This window comes from Bradyrhizobium algeriense (genome assembly GCF_003062295.1).
Taxonomy (GTDB): domain Bacteria; phylum Pseudomonadota; class Alphaproteobacteria; order Rhizobiales; family Xanthobacteraceae; genus Bradyrhizobium; species Bradyrhizobium algeriense.
Genome location: NZ_PYCN01000017.1, coordinates 14433 through 30974 on the forward strand (window position 1 = coordinate 14433; position 16542 = coordinate 30974).

16 protein-coding genes are annotated in these 16542 nt (G+C 62.1%); 9 read left to right on the forward strand and 7 right to left on the reverse strand.

Annotated features, from left to right (window positions below; translation table 11 throughout):
* Positions 1-240 precede the first annotated feature (240 nt).
* The 4 genes from C7G61_RS26880 (at position 241) to C7G61_RS26900 (ending at position 2264) form a co-directional block, all read left to right on the forward strand.
* Positions 241-420 carry a hypothetical protein gene (locus tag C7G61_RS26880; protein ID WP_108519705.1) on the forward strand — a complete coding sequence of 60 codons (180 nt, stop codon included), beginning with the start codon at positions 241-243 and terminating at the stop codon, positions 418-420.
* Positions 421-1281: 861 nt separating this feature from the next.
* Complete coding sequence (locus C7G61_RS26890; protein ID WP_145963694.1) at positions 1282-1524, forward strand: hypothetical protein; 243 nt, start codon at positions 1282-1284, stop codon at positions 1522-1524.
* A 100-nt stretch (positions 1525-1624) separates the two neighbouring features.
* Positions 1625-1804 carry a hypothetical protein gene (locus tag C7G61_RS26895; RefSeq protein ID WP_108519708.1) on the forward strand — a complete coding sequence of 60 codons (180 nt, stop codon included), beginning with the start codon at positions 1625-1627 and terminating at the stop codon, positions 1802-1804.
* A gap of 217 nt (positions 1805-2021) precedes the next feature.
* The gene (locus C7G61_RS26900) at positions 2022-2264 is read left to right on the forward strand and encodes a DUF6894 family protein (RefSeq protein ID WP_108519840.1); all 243 of its coding nucleotides are present in this window, start codon (positions 2022-2024) and stop codon (positions 2262-2264) included.
* Positions 2265-2267: 3 nt separating this feature from the next.
* Here the strand turns inward: C7G61_RS26900 and C7G61_RS26905 are convergent, their stop codons facing one another.
* From C7G61_RS26905 to C7G61_RS26915, 3 genes are all read right to left on the reverse strand, one after another.
* Positions 2268-2603 carry a PilZ domain-containing protein gene (locus tag C7G61_RS26905; protein ID WP_108519709.1) on the reverse strand — a complete coding sequence of 112 codons (336 nt, stop codon included), beginning with the start codon at positions 2601-2603 and terminating at the stop codon, positions 2268-2270.
* Positions 2604-2824: 221 nt separating this feature from the next.
* Entirely contained in the window at positions 2825-3055 is a 231-nt protein-coding gene (locus C7G61_RS26910; protein WP_025590163.1) for a hypothetical protein, read from the reverse strand.
* A gap of 82 nt (positions 3056-3137) precedes the next feature.
* Positions 3138-3410: a hypothetical protein gene (locus C7G61_RS26915; protein WP_108519710.1), complete on the reverse strand. Its 273-nt coding sequence runs from the start codon at positions 3408-3410 to the stop codon at positions 3138-3140.
* Between the two features lie 235 nt (positions 3411-3645).
* Between C7G61_RS26915 and C7G61_RS26925 the strand changes: the two genes are divergently transcribed.
* From C7G61_RS26925 to C7G61_RS26935, 3 genes are all read left to right on the forward strand, one after another.
* Entirely contained in the window at positions 3646-4107 is a 462-nt protein-coding gene (locus C7G61_RS26925; protein WP_108519712.1) for a PaaI family thioesterase, read from the forward strand.
* A 31-nt stretch (positions 4108-4138) separates the two neighbouring features.
* On the forward strand, positions 4139-5284 hold the full coding sequence (locus tag C7G61_RS26930) for an FAD-dependent oxidoreductase (RefSeq protein WP_202975800.1): 1146 nt from the start codon (positions 4139-4141) through the stop codon (positions 5282-5284).
* A gap of 740 nt (positions 5285-6024) precedes the next feature.
* Positions 6025-6567 (forward strand): hypothetical protein, encoded by a 543-nt coding sequence (locus tag C7G61_RS26935; RefSeq protein WP_108519713.1) that lies wholly within the window; start codon positions 6025-6027, stop codon positions 6565-6567.
* A gap of 31 nt (positions 6568-6598) precedes the next feature.
* Here C7G61_RS26935 and C7G61_RS26940 read toward each other — a convergent pair whose 3' ends face one another.
* The 3 genes from C7G61_RS26940 to C7G61_RS26950 all read right to left on the reverse strand — a co-directional run bounded on the left by C7G61_RS26940 (position 6599) and on the right by C7G61_RS26950 (position 12857).
* Positions 6599-8167: an MASE4 domain-containing protein gene (locus tag C7G61_RS26940; RefSeq protein ID WP_108519714.1), complete on the reverse strand. Its 1569-nt coding sequence runs from the start codon at positions 8165-8167 to the stop codon at positions 6599-6601.
* A gap of 1131 nt (positions 8168-9298) precedes the next feature.
* Positions 9299-11335: a pyrroloquinoline quinone-dependent dehydrogenase gene (locus C7G61_RS26945; RefSeq protein ID WP_108519715.1), complete on the reverse strand. Its 2037-nt coding sequence runs from the start codon at positions 11333-11335 to the stop codon at positions 9299-9301.
* 55 nt (positions 11336-11390) lie between these two features.
* A complete protein-coding gene (locus C7G61_RS26950; protein WP_108519716.1) occupies positions 11391-12857 on the reverse strand; it encodes a caspase family protein in 1467 nt (488 codons plus the stop codon).
* A gap of 232 nt (positions 12858-13089) precedes the next feature.
* On the opposite strand from C7G61_RS26950, the gene C7G61_RS26955 reads away from it, so the two are divergent.
* Complete coding sequence (locus C7G61_RS26955; RefSeq protein ID WP_244608479.1) at positions 13090-13485, forward strand: hypothetical protein; 396 nt, start codon at positions 13090-13092, stop codon at positions 13483-13485.
* 2 nt (positions 13486-13487) lie between these two features.
* On the opposite strand, the gene C7G61_RS26960 is transcribed toward C7G61_RS26955, so the two are convergent.
* Entirely contained in the window at positions 13488-15251 is a 1764-nt protein-coding gene (locus C7G61_RS26960; RefSeq protein ID WP_420836801.1) for a ShlB/FhaC/HecB family hemolysin secretion/activation protein, read from the reverse strand.
* 160 nt (positions 15252-15411) lie between these two features.
* Between C7G61_RS26960 and C7G61_RS26965 the strand changes: the two genes are divergently transcribed.
* The gene (locus tag C7G61_RS26965) at positions 15412-16533 is read left to right on the forward strand and encodes a FecR domain-containing protein (protein ID WP_108519719.1); all 1122 of its coding nucleotides are present in this window, start codon (positions 15412-15414) and stop codon (positions 16531-16533) included.
* Positions 16534-16542: the final 9 nt, after the last annotated feature.

Genomic DNA, 16542 nt, shown 5'->3' on the forward strand with positions numbered 1-16542 from the left:
GCCTGCACCCGGCTTCATTTCATCCACAAGGAAACCGGAAAACTCCTGGGCAACGAGTGATACCGAAATCGGCAGCTCGGCTCGGAACGCCCGCCCTCAAGGCCCGGCACGAACATGGCGAACGCTCCATATCTCCGCCGTCTTGAGTCCATTTTTGTACTTTTCCGCCGGAACTGATTCCGCCGCAGTGCGTAATCGCATCAGGAGCGACGACGGGTAGTTTAACGGGGAACCAGAATTGTGCCGGGTAAAAAATATCTAACGGAACAAGCGGCAACCTTTTTGAAATTTGCAATGGCCACCACGGATCCGGACGTCGCCGCGGGCTTTCTCGACAAGGCCGCCGACCTTTCGGCCAGGAGTGAAGAGGCGCCGGACGCCAGCCCCCGGCCGCCTGACGTAGAGCAGCCGGAAAGCTAGCTCTCGCGATGAGGCCGCCGAACCGGCGGTCTCATCGTTTGTTGGTCGATCTGCAAAATCATGCCTTGCGACGTCTCATGCCTTGGACGCCCCTTGGACGCCCCTTGGGCGACGTCGCTTACAATTTTAGGCGTGCTTGCAGTTTCATCTGAACCGGCCGTCAAGACGCGCACGCTATGCCTTGCTGCATGCACATACAGGTTGCCCTCACCCCCGCTCCCACCCTGCCGATGCTTCAGCAGCATGGCGCCCATCTCCTCACACGGCGCTTGAGCCTCAGCCGCACTCCGGAGCCCTCGCGGGTGCCGCAGCCGGTCCGGCCGGACGCGCCCTCCAGACCCCATATGCCGCCGCGGCAGCCTTATCCAACGCGCCAGGAATAGGCGCCGGCAGCAGCGGCCTTTCCCTGCAAGCGCGGGTCGCCCCAGCCAAAACGACCCCGCCGCATGGGGCTGCTATGCAGCGAGGTCGCCGACGGCGGGGAAATCTGGAGGACCACCCCCGCCCTCGCGAGCAGATACGTCTGCCGCAAGGCCCCGTTTCAGCGTGCAAATTGCCCGGCAAATTCGCCCCCAGCGCGTTGAACCTTTTTCTCGCCATCCAGACAAAACCTTGCCTGGGACATTGCATCACTCGGGGAATAGGCCTGCGCCGCCAAGCGACCATACTCCGCTTGCGCGGCGCAGTGCTTTTCAGCGGCGCGCAAACGGGGACGGCGGGGGAATTCGGACGCGCCTGCGGGGTTGGAACGCATACAGCGCCAGGATTTCTGCCGCGCCGGGGTGCGGCAAATGTCAGCAGATGGAATATGGAACTTTGTGGTTCCGCCGCCGTTATCTCGGAGGAGTGCGGGGGATTTTCATGAACCACAAAGGCGTAGAATATACGCTCACCAAGTCGGAGACCCCGGGCTTCTGGAAGTGGCAATTTCGGATTGGCGACCTGGTCAGGTCGGGTAAGACCGAGGCGAGCCTTGTCTTGCTGGCCATGCGCCGCATCGAGTTAAGAATCGATCGCGAGCTGAACTACGCGGCGCGCCATGGTGTCCTGATCGGGGCCGTGGGTTTATTCCCGGCTCGTATCCGTTTCTTCGCAGGCGTCTGACTGGCGCCTGATCAAATCTCATACAGTTGCATTGTTTGTTTCTTGCAATTTTAGGTGAAGTATGGATTTGAAGCGGTTGGGGTCGCGGCGGGATTTTTGTATGGTCTACAAGGGTGTTGAATTCACCGTGACGGCGGTCGCTCCGGGCATTTGGAAATGGCAATTCCGCATCGGCGACCAGGTCATCGCGGGCAAGACCGAAGCCAAGCTCAATCTGCTGGCCATCCGGCGGGTCCAGCTTCGGATTGATCGGGAGCTGAAAAAAGCCGAACGGGATTAGCCCGCTTCGTCGGATCCTTGCGTCGGCCGCCCGCCCGTGAAATCTTAAGTAATTACATAATGTTACAGCCATATCATGATATGGCGCATATGCCCGGTAACGGGCATATGCCCGTAAAAACCCGGAGTTGATCTTTCCGCGCGCCAGGAATCCACTCCGCCTGCACTTGCGCATTCCAAGGGCCAACGGCGGCCCATTTGACGTTTGGTCCATTGCCATGCCGATCTTCTTCTTCAGCGTTCGACATGGCGAGGATGCATGCGTCAACAACGACGGCGCGGAGTTTGCGGATCATAACGCCGCCTGGAAGGAAATGACCGGCGTCTGCGGCGACATGATCGCGGACATTTCCCGCCAACTCTCCGAAAACGCCGAGTGGCAGATGGAATTGCTGGACGAATCCAGGAAGCCGGTATTCCGGATTCGCCTGGTAGCGGAGACGCTGCAGGACGCCGATTAAGCGTCAGGCGTGCGCTTTTTTTGAAGTGGCCTCCGGCTCGCCGGCCGGCGCAGCGCCCTTTCGCAGCTCCCGGGCGGAAATGAATCGGACGCCGACCAATTCGCCCCTGCGCCAAATCAGCGTGCATACCCGCCGCACCTCGCCGCCCGCAGTCAGCGAAAGGCCGAACACTTTTGGCACCGCGAGGTCGCCCACATCCAGGCAGGCCCCGTTCTCGGAAATGTCGAGGATGTAGCACTGGATCCATGGCGCATCCGGTGCCGGAATCAGGAATCCCGGCTTGCGCAAGTCGACCCGAACGAACTTGCGGGCACCGAGGTCTTTGCGGTTTCTCGTCATGGTTTCTCCTGCGCGGAGAAGTCCTAGGCGGAATACCTGAATACCGAGTTATCGGAATCCGGCAAAAATCGAGGTGTTGGTGATTTCGTGGACCCCCATAGCGTTTTCTAGCGAAGCATGCCCCGGACTTGATCCGCAGGTGCGGACCGGTTCGCGTGAAGAAAACGCGTCAAACAAGAATCTAAAGTTTCGGTTCGGATTCAATCAGAACCGAAACTGCTCTAATCGGCGCTGGCAAGCCGGCGCATCGTGAATTCGATGTCGCCATCGGGCAGCTCGCGCCAGCTTTCGACCGAGCTCATATAGGCCGCCTTGGGATAGCGGTCGAGAAAGTCGCGCGCCCGCGCTCTGGCCTTGTCGCGCGGCAGCGTAAAGGTCTCGCGCAGATAGCCGTCGTCCGGCTTGCGCCGGCCGGCCATCCGGCTCGCGAGATCGCGCGGACGAAAGACCATGTCGTAACTCCAGACACAGGACGACAGGTCGAATATAGGGGTTGCGGCGAACGAATCCTACTCGCCGCTTTTCGCGAAACTGTTACTGGTTGTTGCTGCCGGTCTTGCTCTTCTTGGGCGCCGCCGCGGCCTTGGGCGTGTCCGTGCTGCGCACGGTGCCCCAGGGATCGGAAGAGGCCTTGGCGTCGGGTATCTTCTTCAAGGATTCCCTATAGGCTTTGTCCTTGATCGCATCCGCCTCCTTCTCCTCCGGCGATTTGGACTGGAATTCCGGCATCAGGTTGATGTTCGGGGTCTGCGCGTAGGCCGGCACCGTCAACAACACCACCACCGCGGCCGCGCTCAGCATTCTCATGAAGCTCTCCTTTGGGACGCTGACTTTGCGTTTCCGGGAAGGATACCACCGGCTCAACCGCCTCGCCAAGCACGGGCGCCCCCACCTTTGGTTCGACGCGGCGGACGCGCCCCGCGAAGCACGGCCGAATTCGCAGGATTTCGTGCCGTATTTGTGGCCCGCCGCGCTGTTCCCTTCGCCGCAATGACCACTACAATACGGCCTGCAACACTATCAGGCGAGGAAACGGGCGTTCATGCAACAACAGCCACCAGCAACGGAATTCGGCATCGCGGACGCCAGGCGGGTGCTTGGCGAGGTCTTTGCGCCCTGGGTGATGGATCTCAATCTTGCGATCGAGCGCTTCGACTGTGCCCGACCAGGCGACGCCGCCGACTGGCAGCCGGGCGCGATCCTGCGCCTGCCGTTCTCGGAGCGGCTGTGCCGCAATGGCGGCACGGTCTCGGGCCAGGCGCTGATGGCCTTTGCCGACACCGCGACGGTGATCGCCAACCTCGCCGCCAACCGCGGCTACCGGGCCATGACGACGGTCGACCAGACCACGCATTTCATGCGCGCGGTCTCGGCCTCCGACGTGCTGGCGGACGCGCGCGTGGTCCGCCTCGGGCGCACCATGAGCTTCGGCCGCGTCACGCTTCTTTCCGCCACCGACAACAAGCCGGTGGCGATGGTCTCGAGCGCGTTCGCGATGCTGTAGTCCCGAAAGCGTTGCAGCGGAGGAGTTAATCGTGGGCGCTAACAAAGCGATCAAGCTTGCGGTGATCGGACGTGGTCTGATCGGGTCGGCGGCTGCGCGACATTTGTGCAAAATGGGCCATGATGTTGCACTGATCGGGCCCAATGAGCCGGCAGATCTTTCGCGCCACAGCGGCGTCTTTGGAAGCCACTACGATGAGGGCCGTATCACGCGGAGGTTCGATCCGGAGCCATTTTGGGTGCAAATGAACTGCGCTGCAATTTCGCGCTACGACGAGATTTCAGCGGAAAGCGGTGTGGAGTTCTACCGCGAAGTCGGCGTGCTGCACGTTGGCCCTGGCGAAAGCAGCGACGTCGCATCGGTTGGCAAAATCACCGCTGAGGCCGGGATCCCTTGTGAAGCATATAATGATACGGGGCTCGCGGAGCGATTTCCGTATCTCGGATCAACGGCGGGAATGCAGGGGTATTTCGAGCCGCGGAATGCCGGATACATCAGCCCGCGCCGCTTGGTCCGGGCGCAGACGATCGCGGCGGAGCGCGCCGGGGCTCGGATCATCGACGAACCTGCTCTGGGGATTTCGGAAAGCGGCTCTGGTGTGACGATCCGGACGAGATCGGGCAGTATCGAGGCCGAGCGTGTTCTCGTTGCGGCAGGCGGGCATACCCAATCACTGCTCGGTCGATCGTTGGGTTTTACGGTCTATGCGCGTACCGCCGCGCTGTTTCGACTTGGTGCGGCGGAGGTTCAACGTTTAGCGGGAATGCCGTCGATGCGTTGTATCGGGCCCAAGGGCGAGAATCCCTATATTCTGCCACCCATCCCCTATCCGGACGGCCAAACCTGGTTAAAGCTCGGCGGTGATCCGGTCGATCTTCCGCTCGAAAGCGAGACGCATATCAAGGACTGGTTTCAATCGGGCGGATCGATTCAGGTTGCTGATCGGCTTCAAACGCAGATCCTTGACCGTATTCGTGATCTCAATTTCGAAGAACGCCGCGTCGTCCCTTGCATGACCACCTTTGGCGACACTGGCCTGCCCTGCATCGGACCGCTTTCGGAACGCGTAGCGGTTGCATTCGGCTGCTACGGCAAGAGCGCGAAATGTTCGGACGAATTGGGTCGGTTAGGTGGCATGGCGCTGCTCGGCGAGGTTAGAGCAGAACTCGCACCCTGACTGAGTTTTGTGTAGGTTTTTCTGCAAGATATTGCGCGCCCAAGCGTGCTTCAGGGCCAAACACGCACCAAACGCGGACGGCGAACACGTCAGCAACAAGTTCACCGGGACCTTTTAGCCTTCGAGCTACAAGTTCGTCGTGGTGGAAAAGAGCCACGAGTTCACCTTCGTGACCACGCGGCGTAAGCCGGGCACATGGATGTCCATCCAGTTCGTCTCAAGGACGCCAAAGCTTCGACAACTTCAGCTTCCCAGACCTGTACCGGATGGACAACCTATTGAAAGCTCGCAGCTCTACCTTACTTGGCTGAGCCGGTAGTCGTACCTGCGCCAGGAGTCGTACTTGCGCCGGCTGCGGTGCCTGTGCGTCGCTCCGTGCGCCCGGTGCGCCGGTCGTCACGCCTGTCCTGCCGTCCTGCGCGTCGGTCCTGACGGCGCTCCATACCGACAGTCTGAGCCTCAGCAGCGGAAACCGTCAGTGCGGCAACAGACGCCATGACGGGAATGGCAGCAGCTTTTCCGAAAAGGGAGAGAGCCCTTCGACGAGAAATCGCTTCTGATTTGATGATTTCACTCATGGCCAATACTCCACGCAGGCTGGTGAACGCCCATGCGGTTGCCGTTCCAAAGTGCCCGTGTTGATTTAGATCAAACCGCCTGCCGCAGGCAGCGCGTCGGTGTTTGCGGCACCGCCCGTCGAGAAACGACGAGCCCGGCACCACAAACGATTGGAGGCAACCATGGCCGAGCCCGACGGCAATGGGATTTCCGCGCGACTGTGGAGGCTTCCTGGGCAGCTGCTGCTGGCACTGATCAATGCGACGGCGATCCTGGTGATCGTCGCCGCGATTGTTGCGCTCGTCGCGATTGGTCGCATCAACCATTTTGCCGAAAACGTCGCGACAACGATGACTGAGGCCGTGCTGTCGAAAGTCGACTTGCCGGAGAGAGGCGTACTGGCGAATATCCGGAACCTGACCGCGGAAGTTCGCACGCTTGGCAGCACGCTTCGGGAGATCAAGGCTGGAGAACGTCCGGCCCTTCAACCCGAGTTGGCGCGGCTCAGGGAGGCGCTAACCGTCCTGAATGTCAGCATTGACCGGATCGGAAACGCGAGATCGATCCTCACCGACGAAGCGATTGCGCAACTGGGCCGGACGGTCACCGACGGCCTGATGAAGTTAAGGGATTGCTCTACCAGTGCTCGCCAAGTGGAACGGCACCCTCAGAAGCAAAACGGTCGAAGCCGAGCCTTTCAGGAAGCGCCGCCCCATGAAAACTGACTCCGCCGCGATTGGATAGGCTGTGGAACGGCTATGCCGCCGGCAACGTTACCCGGAATATGGCTCCGTGCGGGGTTGCGCTCGAAACAGACAACGTACCCTCGTGACGCTCGACAATCATCCTGCTGATGGCGAGTCCCAAACCCATTCCATCTGGCTTCGTCGTAACGAAAGCATCGAAAATGTTTTCAGTATCCGGCGGACGAACACCTGGCCCCCTATCTTCAACAGCGATCGCGACCTTGTTGTCGCCTTCCCGTTCTGTTCGCACAATCAGCGCCCGAGGTCCAACTACCGAATTCATTGAATCGACCGCATTCTGGATCAAATTTGTAACAACTTCCTGCAATTGAACTTTGTGACCGAGAGCGGGCGGCAGCCGGCTTGCCAGTTCAGTTCTGATATCGAGGCGGATTTGTGTACTCGGTCTCAGTGCTTGCAGCACCTCGAGACTGAGACTGTTTAGATCGACACGTTCTCTGGTCAGCTCCGCTTCTCCAAACAGGGATCGAAGGTTGCTGAGTATTGCCTTGGCCTGCATGGTGTTCTCGACAATGCTCTCAAGAGCTTCCGTGGATTCGTCAATTTCCGGCGGCGTCGACTTAAGACACATCAGCGCTGACTCACTGTTCAATAGAGCTGCTCCGATCGGTTGGTTTAACTCGTGTGAGATCGCGGCGGCCATTGCTTCCATACTCATGAGCTTGTTGTGTCGCTCGCGCTGCAGCAGATTGTTCGACCGAGCCAAATGAACGTAGAGTAATGTCGTCTCTGCAAGCAGTACGATCAGGACGACACTTGAGGTAACGAGCGAGAACACGCGCCCCGCGTAAAAGCCAACACTAAAACGAACAGTTGGTAGCAGGCCGCTGAAGGCCAGTTCCCCAATGAACACCGCTGCCACCACGATGAGCCAAAGATCGAGTATCGAACGCCGGCGGAATAACAAAATGACAAGCCCCGCGGCGGTAATCAGGATGGTGAACCAAATTGGGTAAATCACGAAGGGACTGAGCCGTGAGGCATCAAGAATGATCGGCGGTAGCAGCGCCTCGCCTCCTGTGGTTAGCCAGGTAATTCCGCTCACCAACGCAACTACGGCAACCGCGCTCCAGCCGATCTCACGCACAACCGCTGTCTCGGCAGCGAGCCTGCCGCGCGTCATGTCCTTCGATAGCGCGTAACCCAGCAAAGCGCTGGCGAAGCCGATGTGCCAGAAGATGAAAAGCCATGATCCTGTCTGCAGGCCGGCACCGAAGAGGCCTGTCGGCGAGAAGGCGCCCGAAAACGTCAGGGCATGGGGAATGACGATCAATGCCGTGAAGAAGTAACCGCTCGCCAGTATGAGGAGCGAGCGCGAACGGGACATCGAAAATTGCGCATACAACAGAACGGCTGTGATCAGGTCAGTGACTAGTACAATCGCGTCGAGCGAGGGAAAGAATGCATTGAGCGCTGCCGCCTGCCTGCCGGAAAACGGGGCCACTAACGAAAAAGCAACCACCACTATAACGACAACGGCGATTGCCGCCCGCGTTTGACGCCTTGTCGGCGGCAGGTCCGTTAGCAAGGCAATGGATGCGTGGTTGTCCAAAATCATTGCAAACACCAAGACATCCGCTAATCTCTTGACGTCGCACGGAGAATATTGGTCAACGCGTGGAAAGAGTCCACCCGGCCCGCGTTCGGCGACCTCCGGACTGCACGATTGTCGGCATTTGTCGCGGTAAATTGCTGCCGCGGGGAGGCTGCTGGCCAAGGAGCGGGAATGGCTGATGTTTTCTGGCACAAGGCCGTTCGAACAATCTCACCTTGCAGCAAGCGCCTATGACCATCGAGAGGAGTTGGGGGCAACGCAGCCCGGTCCAAAGCTGCCGCATGAAAATGCGCCGCCACCATCTCCTACGTTGCCCCCTCTGTTCTGTCGTGAACTATCTTGAGAAGCTGGCAGTTCGTAGGGTGGGCAAAGGAGCGCTAGCGACGTGCCCACCATCTATCACCGATCGCGCTTCGAAATGGCGGGCACGCGGAGCCTGTCATCGGGCGCGCATTCGCGCGACCCGGTGGCTTTGCCCACCTTACGGACTGCGAACTGATTTGCTTCGCACGCAAGCGCAATCTCGGCGCGCAACTGCGACAAAACAACACGACGGGCAAATCAGTCAAAACCTGTCCAGCCATTCGCGCAAAAATATTCCGCTTAACACGCAGGCCAAATCAACCGCATAACTCCGCCCGTCTCGCGGCGGATGAGGGGCGTTGGCCATCGTCACGAACGTGCGGTGAGATGCGATGGACGCGAGAGCTGCGACTGACGTGTGCAGCTTGAGCGTACGGCGAAGTCGTGTGGTTCGGACGCCGCGGTGCTGGCGTTAAGTCCAAGAGAACAAAACTTCTCGCGGGCGACGGAGGCAAAAGAGCCGTTCTCCGGGAAGAGCACGAAGTAAGCCGTAAAGCCATTGCGCAGGGAAGGCCGGAGTGTTCCGCTGCCCTGTATGCTCGTGTGCATTTTACTTAGTGCAAATCGCACGCGAGACCGCGGGTGCAGCAAGCACCCGGTCTTCCCTGCGCCCTCTAATTTCAGAGGAGGGCAAACCAAGATGCAAACCTCGGACGCAATGCGCCGCGAGAATACGAAGGTATGTCAACCGTCATTGCGAGCGCAGCGAAGCAATCCATGCAGCCGCAAAGAGTGTATTGCTTCGCTTCGGTCGCAACGACGATGGTCCGCTCACACCCTCCCCACCCTGCTCCGCCGCCAGCGCCAGACCAACATCGCCATCAGCACGATCACAAACCCAACCACGATCGCCCCGCTCATGAATCGCCCGCCGGGCCGGTCGATGGTGCGCGACCGCAGCGAGGGCGCCTCACCCGGCCGCGCCAGCCGAAACGCGACCACGCTGTCGCCGATCGTGGTGCCCGACTCCGAATGACCGCCGGCGCCGATCGCGACATATTGCTCGCCCTTCCACAGATACGTCATGGGATTGGCGACGCCCGGCACCGGCAGCCGGCCCTGCCACAGCTCCTGCCCCGATCGCGCGTCGAGGGCGCGCAGATACGCATCCATCGCGCCGGTGAAGACGAGACCGCCGGCGGTGATCGCAACGCCGTTGACGAGCGGCGTGCCGAACGGAAAGGCGATGCCGAGCGGCGCGCGGTCCTCGGTGGTGCCCACGCGCGAACGCCAGAGAATCTTGCCCGCCTTCAGATCGACCGCGACCATCTCGCCCCACGGCGGCTTGTTGCACAACAGGCCCAGGGGCGACGTGGCGACAGCCCGCGTCATCGCAAACGGCGCGCCCTGCTGCCGTCCGAAATCGTGCCCGGGCGGCGGCTCGAACCCTTGCGTGGCCTCACGCGGAATCAGTTTGACGATATGGATCGCGCGCGAAATGTTGGCGTAAAGGATCTGGTTGACGGGATCGAAGGCAGCACCACCCCAGTTCACGCCGCCGCCGGTCATCGGAAACACCACGGTGCCCTGCGTCGACGGCGGCGTATAAACTCCATCATTGCGCGCCGCTGCGACCTTCGCGCGGCAGGCCCCGCTATCCCAAAACGGAATCAGGCCGAACACGTCGTCGGCCGAAATCTGCTGCGACAGCAGCGGCGGCACATGGGTCGGAAACGGCTGCGTCGGCGAGAGCTGCTCGCCTTCGGCGCCGCCCTGCGGCACCGCGCGCTCTTCCACAGGCCACACCGGCTTGCCAGTATCGCGGTCGAGCACGAACACAAATCCCTGCTTGGTCGGCTGGATCACGACGTCGCGCGGACCCTCCCCGGTATCGATGCGCGACAACGTCGGCTGCGCCGACAAGTCGTAATCCCAGACGTCATGATGCACGGTCTGATACGACCAGACCCGCTCGCCGGTCTCGGCGCGCAGCGCCACCACCGAATTGGCGTAGTCGTTGTTGCCGGGCCGCTTGCCGCCCCAGAAGTCTGGACTCGGCGAGGACGTCGGCAAGAACACTAGGCCGCGCTCCTCGTCCACGGACATCGGCGCCCAGACATTGGCGTGGCCGGCCAAGACGCCGCTATGCATCAGCGGATCGAAACTCCAGCGCGGATGCCCGGTTCGCGCATCGAAGGCGCGCACCATGCCGGGGGGCGCCTCGACACGGCGGTTGTCCGCGATCGCAGAACCGACGATGACGGTGTCGCGGATAATGACGGGGGCCGACGTGATCTGGAATTCGCCGGGCCACTCCAGCGGCATGCCGGTCTCGACCTTGATCTCGCCATTGGCGCCGAAATCGGCGCAGGGAATGCCGGACCTGGCGTCGATCGCGATCACCCGCGCGTCGTTGGTGCCCATGAAAATTCGTGCGCGGCAGGCGGCCGTTCCGGCCGCGTTGTCGTCGTCCCAATAGGCGACGCCACGGCAATTGTAACGGTTGGCCGGGCGTTGATTGGTCGAGATCTTCGGATCGTACCGCCACTTCTGCGCGCCGCTGCCGGGATCGAGCGCGATGACTTCGTTGAATGGCGAGCAGAAGATCAGGCTGTCTTCGACCAAGAGCGGCGTGGCCTGAAACTTGGTCCGCTTCATCACCTCGGGCGCGCGGGTGTCGAGATCGCCGGTGCGAAACTCCCAGGCGCGAACCAGATTGCCGACATTATCAGGCGTGATCTGGTTGAGCGACGAAAACCGCGATCCACCCCGATCGCCGCCCCAGTGCTCCCAGGCGGAAGCCGGAAGCGCGATAAAGGTGCAGAAGATGGCAACGATGAAAGTGAATAGACGAACCGGACTTCGCATCCTGCCCCCGCAAGCGCAACGCAACGCTTGCGGGATCGATTACCCTATTGCCACTTCAGTATCTACCCCGGTCGCCATAGTTGCCGCCATGGCCGCCGCGGCCGCCGCCAAATCCGCCGAGACCGATGCCGATGCCGATGCTGACCGGCGGTCTCGATGGCTCGTACACCTCGCGCGGCGGCGGGTCGTACACCACGCGCGGCGGCGGACGGCGAACGACCACGACGTCGTCATCCGGCTCGCTCCGACGCGGCGGCTTGCGATCGACCCGCTTCTTCGGCGGATCCGGCTCGACGCGCCGGACCGGGGCATTGACCTTCAGTGGCTGCGGCGACGGCGGCTGCACGTTGCAGGGGCACATCGGCCCGGTGAGCGCAACGTTTTGCGGCACGGCGGCGTTGGCGGCGGCGACCGCCGGCGTGAACTCGGGACGGTTGCGCAGCCGCTGTTCCAGCTTGCGCGCGGTCGCGCTGAGATCGCTGTCGGGGAATTTCGCCAGGAAGGAGCGATATCCGGACGCGGTGTTGATGAGCACGGCCTCGTTCCACGCCACCATGCGGCGGTGCCGAACCAGCCAGTCGCGCGCCAGCCGCCCGAGCGCCGTCTGCGGGTAGAGGCCGGCAAAGGCCTCATACGCTTCGTCGGTGCCGTCGGCCACGATCACCTCGTTCGCCGCCTCGACCGGCTTGCCCTTCAGATCGCGGGTCCACTCGGCGACCGACTTCTTCGGAGTTGCGGCAGGCTTCGGCCCGGCGACGGATGCGCCCGAAAAGCGGAAATCCTCGGTCAGCGAGGAGCTGTCCCACGGGGTCTGCCGCCCTTCGGTGACCTTGTTCACCGCAAGCCGCACCCGCTTGAAGGTCTCCTCGATCGGAATGTTCTGCTCCTTGCCGGCCGCCAGCAGCGCGTTGGTATACGGGCTGTTGGAGCCGGAACCGTCTTCCGCGACCGCGCCGGGCGAGGTCGAGAACGACAGGAACGTGCCGGGCGAGCCGACCTTGGCATCGACAAGGGCAAGCCCGCCGCCGGCGGTCTTGAGGTCCGGGAACGGATTGTTGCGGCAGGCGTCGAGCATCAGGATGCGCATCTTGCTCGGCACCGACGTCAGCGTGTTCAGGATGTCGTTGAGGCGCACTGCCTGGATCGGAATGTCGGCTTCCCGCTTCGGATCGATGTCGACCGGAACCAGAAAATTCTCGCCGTCGATCTGCAGCCCGTGACCGGCGTAAAACACCAGCGCTACGGTGTCGGCGCCCTTGGCCGCGACCTTGCCGGCGAAGTCGCTGACCGCCTCCCGCATCTGGCCTTGCGAAAGGTCGGACGCGGTCGAAACCTCGAAGCCGGAATCGGTCAACAATTGCGTGACCGCCCTGGCGTCATTGGCCGGATTGGGCAGCGCCGGCACCGAGCGATAGGCGGATTGGCCGATCACCAGCGCTAGGCGGCTTTCGGCAGACGCCGAATGTGCGCCCAAAAGAACCGCAGCGGGAATCATCAACTTGAGCAGCGTGTGACGGAACATGATGCCACCTCCCGGCAATGCAGGCTACGGATTGGTCATGGTCCCGAAGCCAAAGGTTCAAGCCGGCCGCGCCGTTTGGGGCGTGACAAGGGCTTCATTCAACGGCGATGTTGTCGCAGGCCCAAGTCCCGCGCAGTGATCTCAATCACAGTATCGGGATCGCTATCTGGTCAACATACCCTGTTCTACCGCAGCGTGTTCGGGGTAAAACCGCCCTCGGATGCGGCGGATCGTGGTTCACATAGCGCTGATGGCGGGCGCGGCGCTGATGCTTGCGGGTTGCGGCTTTGCCGACATCCGCTCGCCGGTGCCGGAGTTCATGCGCGCCAAGGCACCCGAACCGCCCGCGCTCGAGCCGCCGCCCGACGTCAAGCGCATGCTGAAGGAGAAACTGGATTCGGTGTTCACCGCGGCCTCGCAGCCGACCAGTGTTCGCGTTTCCGAGCCGCGCCCCAATCTCCGCGGGCCGGGCTGGACCGCCTGCGTCAAGGCCGAAGTGATTTCGGTGACCGGCAAGCCGTTGGGCACGCAGACCTATCGTGTCGAGATTTCCGGCGGCGTGATCGCCGATCGCCAAAAGGTCGAAGCCGAGGATACCTGCAATGCCGAGAGCTACGAGCCGGTCTAGCGCTACAGGCAGCGCGTCGTCGCCCGCACCGGACAAAGCTTCAGCGCGCTGGTCAGCGAGAACAACACCCGTGCGCCACGGGTGGGATTATCAGGCGCGCGATAGGTGAGCGGCGCGGCGGCGCCGATGTCGGCCTGCAGGCCGTCGGCGAGGAAGAAGCGAACGCCGCCGCCGGCCGATGTCAGCGAAAGTCCGTCGCTCAGCCGGTAGCCGTCATTCCAGGCCACGCCGCTGTCGACGAATCCGTAGATCTGGTAACCGCTCAGATATTGAAGGTTCGTCTTCTGGTCGAAGCGCAGTTCCGCCGAGCCCGCCAGACCGTTATCGCCGCTGATCTCGGCGCTGCCATAGCCGCGTCCGAATGCGATGCCGCCGAGATAGAATTGCTGCGAGGTGAACAGCGGTCCGGACGCCGTCTGGCCGGCCGCGGCAAATTTCAGCGACCAGGCATCCGACAGCGTCTGGTAGCGCGTGAACCAGAAATTCAGCGCGGAGAATTTGCCGGACGCCCCGTCGCGCGACAGATAGTCGTCGCGGTGCGAGGCGCCAAGAATGTCGAGGCCCTGGCGATAGTTCACGGTCAGATAGTTAGTGCCGCCGAAACTGTCCTGCAGCCGATAGTCCGACGTGAGGCTGGCGGTGCGGATACGGTCGGCATAGATCGGGCCGAACACATCGTTTTCGGTGGCATTGGTGAATCCGGCCGCCGCGGTCAGCGTCAGGCTCGATTTCTGCGATTGCAGCGCAGCGATACTGCCGCGAATTTCGAACGACTCGGTCTTGATGTTGTCGCTGTAGAGATGGCGGTAGTCGCCGGGCCACACCTCGCTGTAGTAGCCCGATGCGCCGATGCGGGCGCCGTCGGTGCCGACGGGCACTTCGTAGGACAAGCGGCCGAATGCGAGCTGCCGCGGATCGCCGGGCGTGGTCGACAGGTTCAACACAAGGGAATCGCCGGGAGCGAGATAGGAGTTGAGCGCCGCCGTCCCGTAGCTTTGCCACGGTCCGACCGACGACGATCCCAGATTGTCGACGCCGAACGACGTGAAGAGGTGCCAGGTTTTCAAAGACACGATCAGGCGAAAATGGCCGCTCGCGGAGCCGATCTCCTCGATCGCGGTGTCCTCGATCCGCACGCCGGGCCGTCCGTTGATCAGCAGCAACTGCCGTTCGAGCGTCGCAAGCCGCGAGGGCCGCTCAGTCAGCACGGCATCGAGCATCGGCCGGACGCCGAATTGTTCGGCGCCGTCTCCCTTCAGCGCCAGCTCCGTGATGCTGCCTTCGATGACTTGAATGCGAAGCTGGCCGCTCTGGATGTCCTGTGGAGGAACGATCGCCCGGCTGAGGTGAAAGCCGGCGGCGCGATAGACGTCGCTGACCGCAGCAGCGATAGCCGCGAGATCGGCCTGCGATACCTTTTTCCCGATGTAGGACTGATATGTCGCCGCAAGCCGCTCCTGCGGTATTGCGACGGCGCCGGAGATCGAGACATGGCGGAGCACGAACAGCGGACTGGAATCCCCCTGCCCCTCCGGCCGGGCGAGTTCCGGCAACGGCAACCGGGGCCGCCGCCCGTTCGCGCCCTGGCTCGATTGCTGATCATCGAAACGTTTTTCGGTCTGCCGCGGATCATAGCCCGGCTGGTTCGCATGCTGCGCTTGCGCCGGAAGGCAGCCGATCAGGGTCCAGAGGACGAGGCCGGCGGTGCTCAGGTGGTGCCGGGACAAAGCCGCATGGGCGCACTTCCGTAGAAGTACGGACGCCAAGCGCCAATCGTTAAGGGAGCCCCTACCCATATGATTTTTAATAAAATTTTATGGTCAATGAACCGTTAACGAGGCTCGCGCAGTTCACCGCTTCCGCTCACTCAATGTTGAAACATTTTCGGTACTAACCGGGACAAAGCGGCAATCAGAGAGAGTTTTCATGCGTGCGATCCCTCACGTCTCAAGAGCACTCGCGACCATGTTCGTGCTGGCGACGGCTTCCGTCGCTTTCGCCGCTGACGGCGGCGAGTGGACGGTCCACAAGTCCTCGGGCGAGGTATGGCTCACGGGCAGCGGCGTGCAGCAGGCATCGCTGAGACAGGAGGACGTGCTGAAGCCAGGGGACACCATCAGCACCGGCCGCACCGGGCGCGTGCTCCTGAAGCGCGGCGATGAAATGATCCTGGTTTCGCCGAATTCCGTGGTCGGCGTCCCCGCCCAGAAGAAGGAAGGACTCTCGACGACGATCAAGCAGCAGGCCGGCTCGATCCTGCTCGACGTCGAGAAGCGCAACGTCAAGCATTTCGAGGTCGAGACTCCCTACCTCGCGGCCGTGGTGAAGGGCACGCAATTCCGCGTCACCGTCAACGCGGGGAAGACCACCGTCGACGTGGTCCGCGGTCAGGTTGAAGTCGCAGATTTCAAGTCGGGCCAGATCGCCCAGGTGATGGCGGGCCAACATGCTACGGCGTTCGCAACCGGCAAGACCGGCCTCTCGCTGGGCGGCTCCGGCGCCCTCGCCCCGATCGAGCAAGGCAAGCCGCGCGCACCGTCGGTCGAGCGCGTTCCGGTGCCGCGCGGAGGCTTTACCGCGATCCGCCACGCCACAAATGGACAGGGCGTCCAGTCATTGCGGCATACAAGCGTGCAGCCCGCAAAGCATGGCGTCACCCGGATCTCGTCATCGATCGGTGAAGTCCGGTTGAACGTCCACCGCGCCACGCACGGCCTTGCCCATGGCGCTACTTCCTCGGGTAGCGCCGCGCGGGGCGTGGTCGATACCAATACAGTCTGGAACTCATCCGGCTCCGACTCGGCCGTCGCCAACAATGGTCAAGGAGATAATGGCAACGGCGCTGCCGCCAGCGCCGCCGGTCGAGCCAATGCAAGCGCGGTGGCGGCCGCTGGCGGAGGCAACGCCAACAGCGGCAATGGCAATGGCAATGGCAACGGCGATAACGGCAATAGCGGCAACGGCAACGGCAACGGAGCCAACGGCAACGGCAAGGGGAATGGAAACGGAAACAGTAACGGGAACGGCAATGGCCGCGGCCGGAACTGAACCGGCGAC

Excerpts from the sequence above, each read along its gene's own strand:
- C7G61_RS26900 (WP_108519840.1), top strand. The coding sequence starts at position 2,022 with ATGCCGATCTTCTTCTTCAGCGTTCGACATGGCGAGGATGCATGCGTC.
- C7G61_RS26905 (WP_108519709.1), bottom strand. The coding sequence starts at position 2,603 with ATGACGAGAAACCGCAAAGACCTCGGTGCCCGCAAGTTCGTTCGGGTC.
- C7G61_RS26895 (WP_108519708.1), top strand. The coding sequence starts at position 1,625 with ATGGTCTACAAGGGTGTTGAATTCACCGTGACGGCGGTCGCTCCGGGC.
- C7G61_RS26940 (WP_108519714.1), bottom strand. The coding sequence starts at position 8,167 with ATGATTTTGGACAACCACGCATCCATTGCCTTGCTAACGGACCTGCCG.
- C7G61_RS26965 (WP_108519719.1), top strand. The coding sequence starts at position 15,412 with ATGCGTGCGATCCCTCACGTCTCAAGAGCACTCGCGACCATGTTCGTG.
- C7G61_RS26890 (WP_145963694.1), top strand. The coding sequence starts at position 1,282 with ATGAACCACAAAGGCGTAGAATATACGCTCACCAAGTCGGAGACCCCG.
- C7G61_RS26915 (WP_108519710.1), bottom strand. The coding sequence starts at position 3,410 with ATGAGAATGCTGAGCGCGGCCGCGGTGGTGGTGTTGTTGACGGTGCCG.
- C7G61_RS26950 (WP_108519716.1), bottom strand. The coding sequence starts at position 12,857 with ATGTTCCGTCACACGCTGCTCAAGTTGATGATTCCCGCTGCGGTTCTT.
- C7G61_RS26910 (WP_025590163.1), bottom strand. The coding sequence starts at position 3,055 with ATGGTCTTTCGTCCGCGCGATCTCGCGAGCCGGATGGCCGGCCGGCGC.
- C7G61_RS26925 (WP_108519712.1), top strand. The coding sequence starts at position 3,646 with ATGCAACAACAGCCACCAGCAACGGAATTCGGCATCGCGGACGCCAGG.
- C7G61_RS26945 (WP_108519715.1), bottom strand. The coding sequence starts at position 11,335 with ATGCGAAGTCCGGTTCGTCTATTCACTTTCATCGTTGCCATCTTCTGC.
- C7G61_RS26935 (WP_108519713.1), top strand. The coding sequence starts at position 6,025 with ATGGCCGAGCCCGACGGCAATGGGATTTCCGCGCGACTGTGGAGGCTT.